This is a genomic window from Methermicoccus shengliensis DSM 18856, from assembly GCF_000711905.1.
Lineage (GTDB): Archaea > Halobacteriota > Methanosarcinia > DSM-18856 > Methermicoccaceae > Methermicoccus > Methermicoccus shengliensis.
This window is the reverse complement of sequence record NZ_JONQ01000003.1, coordinates 1-7,535: the sequence shown is the minus strand read 5'-3', so window position 1 is coordinate 7,535 and position 7,535 is coordinate 1. Positions and strand designations below refer to the sequence as shown.

Annotated in this window: 12 protein-coding genes; 2 read left to right on the top strand and 10 right to left on the bottom strand. The window is 50.1% G+C overall.

The genetic code is table 11. From position 1 onward, the window contains the following. Nucleotides 1-267: 267 nt before the first annotated feature. The 7 genes from BP07_RS00230 to cas4 form a co-directional block, all read right to left on the bottom strand. On the bottom strand, nt 268-498 hold the full coding sequence (locus BP07_RS00230; protein ID WP_042684215.1) for a type II toxin-antitoxin system HicA family toxin: 231 nt from the start codon (nt 496-498) through the stop codon (nt 268-270). Next, entirely contained in the window at nt 485-697 is a 213-nt protein-coding gene (locus BP07_RS00225) for a type II toxin-antitoxin system HicB family antitoxin (protein WP_042684211.1), read from the bottom strand. Before BP07_RS00225 ends, BP07_RS00230 begins: the two co-directional genes overlap by 14 nt. A gap of 315 nt (nt 698-1,012) precedes the next feature. Beyond that, nucleotides 1,013-1,102: a dockerin type I domain-containing protein gene (locus BP07_RS09050; protein ID WP_245597004.1), complete on the bottom strand. Its 90-nt coding sequence runs from the start codon at nt 1,100-1,102 to the stop codon at nt 1,013-1,015. Nucleotides 1,103-1,317: 215 nt separating this feature from the next. Beyond that, a complete protein-coding gene (locus BP07_RS00220) occupies nt 1,318-2,466 on the bottom strand; it encodes a radical SAM protein (RefSeq protein ID WP_042684209.1) in 1,149 nt (382 codons plus the stop codon). 46 nt (nt 2,467-2,512) lie between these two features. Further along, on the bottom strand, nt 2,513-2,776 hold the full coding sequence (cas2, locus tag BP07_RS00215; protein ID WP_042684206.1) for a CRISPR-associated endonuclease Cas2: 264 nt from the start codon (nt 2,774-2,776) through the stop codon (nt 2,513-2,515). 1 nt (nt 2,777) lies between these two features. Next, entirely contained in the window at nt 2,778-3,743 is a 966-nt protein-coding gene (gene cas1b / locus BP07_RS00210; protein WP_042684204.1) for a type I-B CRISPR-associated endonuclease Cas1b, read from the bottom strand. A gap of 10 nt (nt 3,744-3,753) precedes the next feature. Then, on the bottom strand, nt 3,754-4,251 hold the full coding sequence (gene cas4, locus BP07_RS00205) for a CRISPR-associated protein Cas4 (protein ID WP_042684202.1): 498 nt from the start codon (nt 4,249-4,251) through the stop codon (nt 3,754-3,756). A 95-nt stretch (nt 4,252-4,346) separates the two neighbouring features. Here cas4 and BP07_RS08690 point away from each other — a divergent pair, with 95 nt between their 5' ends. Next, nucleotides 4,347-4,523 (top strand): hypothetical protein, encoded by a 177-nt coding sequence (locus BP07_RS08690; RefSeq protein ID WP_157203004.1) that lies wholly within the window; start codon nt 4,347-4,349, stop codon nt 4,521-4,523. Between the two features lie 204 nt (nt 4,524-4,727). Here the strand turns inward: BP07_RS08690 and pyrI are convergent, their stop codons facing one another. After that, nucleotides 4,728-5,201, bottom strand: coding sequence for an aspartate carbamoyltransferase regulatory subunit (gene pyrI / locus BP07_RS00200; protein ID WP_042684200.1), 474 nt, complete (start codon nt 5,199-5,201; stop codon nt 4,728-4,730). Then, entirely contained in the window at nt 5,198-6,121 is a 924-nt protein-coding gene (gene pyrB / locus BP07_RS00195; RefSeq protein WP_042684196.1) for an aspartate carbamoyltransferase, read from the bottom strand. Before pyrB ends, pyrI begins: the two co-directional genes overlap by 4 nt. A 271-nt stretch (nt 6,122-6,392) precedes the next feature. On the opposite strand from pyrB, the gene BP07_RS00190 reads away from it, so the two are divergent. Then, nucleotides 6,393-7,292 (top strand): carbohydrate kinase family protein, encoded by a 900-nt coding sequence (locus BP07_RS00190; protein ID WP_042684194.1) that lies wholly within the window; start codon nt 6,393-6,395, stop codon nt 7,290-7,292. Nucleotides 7,293-7,310: 18 nt separating this feature from the next. On the opposite strand, the gene albA is transcribed toward BP07_RS00190, so the two are convergent. Beyond that, nucleotides 7,311-7,535 (bottom strand): DNA-binding protein Alba (gene albA, locus BP07_RS00185; protein WP_042684190.1); only part of this gene is annotated, 225 nt, incomplete at its 5' end.

Genomic DNA, 7,535 nt, shown 5'->3' with positions numbered 1-7,535 from the left:
TTGTTGAAATAAGACCAAAGTGGGATTGAAAGCTAAAATGGCAACAGCTTTTGATATGTCTGCTGAAGAGTTGAAATAAGACCAAAGTGGGATTGAAAGAGCGACACATACGCGTCAGTGGCACCACGCTCACGGTTGGTTGAAATAAGACCAAAGTGGGATTGAAAGCGATGCTTGTTTAGATGGCTGCCTTGCAATAGAGCAGCTCAGTGGTTACAGTAGCTTGGTCGGGGAGAAGCCCACAATGGGTGATGATGGCAGAGACAGCTATAGATACTTGGAAAACTCCTCCTCATCCACCTTTGCGAGCCTTAAAATCCCCTTCAGCGTTCCTATCTTTAGCTCATCGTGCATGGGAACAACAGTCCCCACCTTTCCCTCCGGAGTCATCTTTGATAGCCTCACGTGGCTGCCAGCTCTTCCGCTGATTTCAAACCCCATTCTGTTGCAGAGGATTTTGACTACCTTATCCCCAGAGACCTTCCTAAGCCTTGGCACGGAGTGCCACCTCAAACGTTGTCAGGAGTGTCTTACTTCTCTCCTTCAGCGGAAACTCCTCCAAGTAAAGCTCGGTGGCCTCCTTGAGGTTGCTTACAGCCTCCTCAATGGTCTTGCCCTGGCTCACTGTGCCAACCTCTGGGCACTCTGCCACATACATGTCCTCCTCTTTGTGGAGTATCGCTGTGAGTACCTCCATCAGCGTTCACCTAATTATGGGTGAGTGTGGCATTACTTAAGTATTGTTCTATGCTCAGTGGTTGATAGCTGTCATCTGTTGATAGCCCACCGCATAGCTGTTTTGAGCATGATGACATCACGCTGTGATCAGAATCAGCAGATGATGTCATCAAAATCAGCACAAAATGGGCAAACCGATAGAGGGTGGGGCACTCAGCACAGAATCAGCAGGTCAGCACCGTTGATGGGATGCTGACTATTCAAGCGACCTTCATGGAGAGATATGCATGGTAGTACAGATACCGCGCTGCTTGTCCATAAAAATGGGAGGGGCTCACGCCCTCCTGTTCCAGTTCAATCCCACAATGGCAGCATCCAGAATGTTCACGACGCCATCTCCGTTGGCATCTCCTGCCATGTACACCACCACCGGAACAGTGGTTGAGCTGGTGGCACCATCATCATAGTTGAAATAAGACCAAAGTGGGATTGAAAGTAGTATAGCTGGAAGTGTGAGTGAGAGCGGTATAGTAAGTTGAAATAAGACCAAAGTGGGATTGAAAGCGAGCCAATCTGGGACTTCAAACACGTTTGGTTCGATGGTTGAAATCAGACCAATGTGGGATTGAAAGCGCGTGCTCATCTTTTGATGGATTGTGCAACAATTATTCCATCTTTGGAGCTCGTGACCTTGAACTTAACAACTTCACCGATTTTTTTATCCGTCATCACTGCAACACTTCTATTTCTCGCGACACAGAGTTTCTCCCCATGAAGTCTTCCCTCTGCAACTATTCTCGCCCTCGAAATGTCGCCTTTCCTGAATGGGCTCTCTATTCTCCGCCTTCTCTCCATTCCAAAATCCTCAGGCTTGAGTGCCAGCTTCACACCATACTCCTTCTCAAACTCGGCAAGCTTCTCATAGAACTCCTTGAATGACATTCTCTTGCGCACATTTCTTCCGAATTTATACGGGATGTACTTCTGAATGCCCAGAGGGGGATATCTCTTTCCAGCCCCAATTTCAAGGGCAAATTCAATAATCTTCGGAATCTCCTCATCGTTGTAGCCCGGAACCCATACCGGAGCTATCAACAGATCCATCCTGCTGTTTGCAATCATTTCAGCATTCTCTATAACTTTTTTCAGTGGGTAGCTGCCGTGCAGCTTTCTGGCAATTTCTTCATCGAGAGAGCTCAAAGATAGATTTACCCTCGTAACGTATTTTTCGAGCGCCGAAATCTTCTCCTCGTTCAGGAGTATACCATTCGTCTGCATCGAGATAACACTCACCTCTTTGAGTGCACTCAACTTCTTGACAAGCTCCTCCATGTACGGATACAGCAAAGGCTCTCCTTGTCCATCGAGGTGAATCTCAATGTAACCACCTTTAAACTTAGCAACCTTCTCAACCTCCTCGGCCATGTAATCTGGATCAACTATGTAATCTGTCTTCCTTGTCTTGCTCATTCTACCTTCATCAACGCTGCAGAATATGCAGTTCAGATTACAGCCCGTAATGCATCTAACCTGCAGCAAGTTTGTGCCCCTGTCTATTATGCCAAAGGCTGAATGGCCCAGGAGAGGTATTCCACTCTCCTTCGTAACAAAAACGAGCTCCCTGCCAGTGATTCGATTGAGTACTCTTTTACTGTCGGTGAAAGATATTATGTGCTCCCTCGAGTGTTTCCTCGAAAGCTTTTCGTAAATGTGCCTGGGAATCCTTATTTCTATCAGACCCCTCAGCACGAATATTTTCTCGTCGTCGTTCTCGAATTCCTCCAACATGCTGAAATTCCAATAATCAACCTTGCAAATAAGGATTGCGAGTAATTCAGAGCAGTTCTCCGGAAAACGATTTGTCCGTCCCTATGACCTCTCTTTTCATCGCTCTCTCGCTTTGAAGACGATAGATGACAACCATATCCTCTGCCTCCTCAATCAGTTTCTTCAAACCCGCTCTGACTCGTTCAAAATCCGCTTCGGTCAGTTCTCCCTCAAACACAGAATTTTGTATCCACGTGAGGTACATCCTCAAAAACTTCTTCACTCTGTTGACCCTATCAACACTAACATCGTACACCACTATGACATACATGCTACCACCAGATGACGAAGGGCCTGTATTTCGTGACTCCAAGGAAGTGCTTCACGAGCTTATAGCACTCTAACCTGATGAGCCGCTGATACGAAACATTTCTCATGAGCGACCTGTGTTTTATGGTGGTGTTCAGCTTCTCGTTATAAGCGGAGATGAATTTTCTTCTCCCGCTATCAGAAAGCAGCACCCCGTTCAATTCACCGGTGAAATCATCCTCATTAATAATTCTCTTATTCACGAGGTGAAATATCGTCCTATCCACCAGAAGGGGTTTGAATATTTCAGCAATATCCAGCGCTAAGCTGAATCTCCTCTCTGCAGGTTCATGCAAAAAGGAGATGGTTGGATTGAGCTGGGTGTTGTATATCTCAGAGAGGACAGTGGAATAGAGAAGTGAGTTGCCAAAGCTTATCATGGCGTTCACTTCATTCTCGGGAGGCATTCTCGTGCGTCTCTCAAATTTGAAATGCTTGAGGATGCCATCAAAATGCGAATAGTATTCAGTTCTTGCACTGGCCTCAACACCCATCACTTCGGGAATATTTCCCGCATCATATAACATGCCGAGAAATTCATCTGTGTTGAAATCGATATCATAATAGCTGAGGACCTTCTCCATATTTCGAACGGAACCCTCAACGAAGGCCTTTGCGATATACATTCTTTCTTTATCTTCGAGATGGTGTTGCACTTGCTTTACTGTCATATCTCCAGAGATTAAAGTCTCCCTTGGATAAAAACTGCCCGTGTAAAACCCATGTCTGTTGAAGAAGTGGACGGAGACACCTTCTTTCGCTAATAATGAGAGTGATTGAGAGGTTACAGTCAGCGAGCCGAATGAGTAGATGGCATAGATTGTATTGATGGGTATTGGCCTCTTCCCATCTTTATTCTCGAAATAAATTGTGTTTTCGTGTCTTTTCAAATGCCCATCTGAAAGGATGTAATAGTTTCTCTTCTTCATCTCCAGCACCTCATGAGAAGCAGAATTCGAAGTATGCACATCTTTTGCATATTTTGGAGCGCGTCGGGGGCGGCATATCTCCAGCTACAATTCGTTGTATATCCTCAAGAATGCGCTCCAGTTTTTCTTTTTCCTCTTCCCCCAGTTTGATCTCTATGTTTTCTCTGCTTTTTGGAAAAGACAGTATCCCCTTCGCTTTTATTCCGAATTTATGCATATAGTAAAGATAGTATAGAGTTTGATATACATGTGCTTCCATCAAACTCTTTGATTTCTTCACCTCCCGTATTTCGAGCACATCTCCCTTTCGAATGATGTCTATGGAAATTGGACCTATTTGAACGTCTTTCTCATCTCTTCTGAACGTTTCTTCATGTAACAGTTTCCCCAGATTCACAGCATCACTTTCCTGTTCCATAGTGATATTGTGACTAAAGAGCCAGAGTTTTGTTTTGCAGATGAAATAGTAATTCACCTGCGTGCCTCGTATGTACATCTCTGGAATCATAGGATAGAAAAACAGTTTTTTCCATGGCACTATAAATTTATTGTTGGGGGTATGTCGTCGATGCTGACCTTCGTGTGGATAACAGATGGAGGGGCATGGCTATCATGAAAAATACAGTAAGAGAGGTATTTCATGAAATAGATTACCCCATGAACTTCAAAGTTGCAAGGGAGAATGTGGCCTCCTCCCTGCTCACGCAAGGGCTTCCAAACAGCTTAACGAAGCTGGCACGTGAGTGGATTAATGGGGTGTGGCTTAACCACACCCCTTAATGCGCTGTATGCCAGCTGGACGACAGCTGTGCTGGCACGTGAGTGGATTAATGGGGTGTGGCTTAACCACACCCCTTAATGCGCTATTTTGCCGGCTTTTGTAAAAAGCCGACGTGAGTGGATTATGGGGGATGCCATGCCATCCCCCTTAATGCGCTGTTTTGCTGGCTTTTGTAAAAAGCCAAGCTGGACGGCAGCTGTGCTCTACAGCAGATGGTCCGCAAGGTTTCCCGAGAGCTTGCGCTCACAGTACACGCAGCGCACTACCACGGGATGTGTGCTCTCCACAACAAACTCCGATGCGATGGGCTCGCTGGTGTTGGAGATGCAGTTGGGGTTGGCGCATCTTAGCACCCCCACTGCCATCTTGGGCAGCACCACCTTGTGCTTTTCCACCACGGTGTAATCCCTGATGATGTTCACAGTCGCATCTGGGGCTATGAGAGCTATCTGGTCGAGCTCTGAGGGCGCAAGCTCTCTGTTCTCTATCTTCACGATGTCCTTTCTTCCAGGCCCCTTGCAGCTCTCCACGTTCATCACCATGCTGACCACCGCATCGGAGCCGCCCCCAATTCCCAGTATCTTCAGCACGTTGAGGGCTTGACCAGGAGGAATGTGGTCTATCACCGTACCGCTCTCGATTCTCTTCACCTTAAGCTCGTGCACGGCACCACTCACTCAATCACCCCCGTGAGCAAGCACAGCAGCGCCATCCTGACGGGCACCCCATAGGAGGACTGCTCGAAGTATCTGGCATGGGGAGTGCTGTCCACGTCAGGGGCTATCTCGTCCACCCTTGGCAGTGGGTGCATCACGATTGTGCGTGGGCTTGCATGCTGCAGCATGCTCGCTGTGAGCCGGTACGAACCTGCGACCCGCTGGTACTCCGTGGGGTCTGGAAACCTCTCCCTCTGTATCCTCGTGAGGTATATGGCGTCCACCTCCCCCATCACCTCCTGGAGGCTCTGGCTCTCGTGGACGTGCACCCCCATCTGCACGAGGTCAGTGATTATGTGGCCTGGCATGCGCAGCTGCGGAGGAGACACCATGAACATCTCTGCCTCATACAGTGCGAGCGCGTAAGCCAGCGAGTGCACTGTTCTGCCATACTTCAGGTCCCCCACGAGGGCAATCCTCACGCCCTCCAGCCCACACTCCTTCCTGAGTGTGTACAGGTCGAGCAGTGTCTGGGTGGGGTGGTGTCCTGCTCCATCGCCGGCATTGATGACGGGCACCCTCGAGTGCCGAGCCGCAAACCTCGCCGCCCCCTCTCTCGGATGGCGGATGATGAGCGCATCTGCATACCCTGAGAGTACCCTCACGGTGTCTGCAAGGCTCTCGCCCTTTGCGGCAGAGGTGGACTCGGTGGAGCTAAAGCCAATCGTGCTCCCCCCAAGCCGCTTGGCTGCCGCCTCGAAGGACAGCCTCGTCCTCGTGGAGGGTTCAAAGAACAGCATGGCAAACAGCCTGCCAGCGAGCAGGCGGGCCTTCTCCTTTCCAAGGGCATAGGGCTCGAGCCGCTCTGCCACCTTCAGGATGTGGTCTATCTCATCCTTGGAGAACTCCCTCGTGGAGATGATGTGCCGTCCGGCAAACATTGGAGGTACATATCATACGAAGGTTAAAGAGCTTTTGGAAGGTACGGGGAGCCCTGCGGCTCCCTTCGCTGCAGCTTAACGAAGCTGGCACGTGAGTGGATTATGGGGTGTGGCTAAGCCACACCCCTTAATGCGCTATTTTGCCGGCTTTTGTAAAAAGCCGACGTGAGTGGATTATGGGGGATGGCACAGCCATCCTCCTTAATGTGCTATTTTGCTGGCTTTTGTAAAAAGCCAAAACCATTATGAGCAATGGCACCCAGCTCCCTGCATGCAGCACATAACCATCATAGGGCACACTGCCATTGACTACTTGATGAGAGTGGATGAGTTTCCCGCACCCAACAGCTCTGTGCCCGTACGAGAGTGTGTGAGGGCATACGGAGGGGGGGCTGCCAACATATGCACTGGCATCGCCAAGCTGGGGGGAAGGTGTACGCTGCGCTCGGCAGTGGGCAGGGACTTCGTGCACTCAGATTACATGCGCCATCTCGAGCATCTGGGCATAGGGCTCGAGCTCCACGTGAGCGAGCAGCCCACATCGAGGGCATATGTGATGACTGATGAGAGTGGAGACCAGATGACATTCTTCTACTGGGGAGCCTCCAGTGAGTTTGAGCACATGGTACCCAAGCCCAGTGCTGCCATCCACATGGCAACTGGACACCCCATGTACAATGCGAGGGCGGCACAGATGGCAGAGTTTGCGTCGTTCGACCCCGGACAGGACATCGTGAACTATGATGCAGAGATGCTCGATGCCGTGCTCTCGAGCTGCCAGATGCTCATATGCAACAGACACGAGATGGAGCGCATCCTGAGCATGCTGAGCACCACCATTGACGAGCTCCTGGAGCGGCTACATGCCATAATAGTGACGATGGACAGGGATGGGAGCATGGTGCATACAGATGGCAGCAGCGTGCACGTGCCTGCCGTGAGGACGAGGGTGATAGACCCCACGGGAGCCGGAGATGGCTACAGGAGTGGGCTGTTCACTGCGTTGCAGAGGGGATATGACTTAGTGAGTGCTGCAAAGGTGGGAAGCACCGTCGCCTCATTCGTGATAGAGGGATGGGGCGCCCAGAGCAACCAGCCCACGTGGGATAGGATGATGGATAGACTGGTATCGGTGTATGGGCGGCTGCCAGAGCCCCCAGGCTCGGCATGAAAGGGTCTCGAGGGCGCCTCACTCCCCCTCAGCCGCTTCCTTTGTGAGGAATATCTCTATCGAGGACACCTTCACCATGTCTCCCTTGTGCCCCTCCACATGCTCCGTCGATATCCTGATGTCCTTTGGCATTACTCCATGTAGAAACCTCGTTCGTACGACCTCCGCGGTGTCCACTGCCCTTGAGATGGCTCTGCCCCTGGCCTTTATCACCACCTCGTCTGCTCCCTCGTTGAACTGCGA

Bases quoted from the DNA above. Each gene is read 5' to 3' on its own strand.
- BP07_RS00220 (WP_042684209.1), bottom strand. From the start codon at position 2,466: ATGTTGGAGGAATTCGAGAACGACGACGAGAAAATATTCGTGCTGAGG.
- BP07_RS08690 (WP_157203004.1), top strand. From the start codon at position 4,347: ATGGCTATCATGAAAAATACAGTAAGAGAGGTATTTCATGAAATAGAT.
- BP07_RS00225 (WP_042684211.1), bottom strand. From the start codon at position 697: ATGGAGGTACTCACAGCGATACTCCACAAAGAGGAGGACATGTATGTG.
- cas1b (WP_042684204.1), bottom strand. From the start codon at position 3,743: ATGAAGAAGAGAAACTATTACATCCTTTCAGATGGGCATTTGAAAAGA.
- BP07_RS00190 (WP_042684194.1), top strand. From the start codon at position 6,393: ATGCAGCACATAACCATCATAGGGCACACTGCCATTGACTACTTGATG.
- cas2 (WP_042684206.1), bottom strand. From the start codon at position 2,776: ATGTATGTCATAGTGGTGTACGATGTTAGTGTTGATAGGGTCAACAGA.
- cas4 (WP_042684202.1), bottom strand. From the start codon at position 4,251: ATGATTCCAGAGATGTACATACGAGGCACGCAGGTGAATTACTATTTC.
- pyrB (WP_042684196.1), bottom strand. From the start codon at position 6,121: ATGTTTGCCGGACGGCACATCATCTCCACGAGGGAGTTCTCCAAGGAT.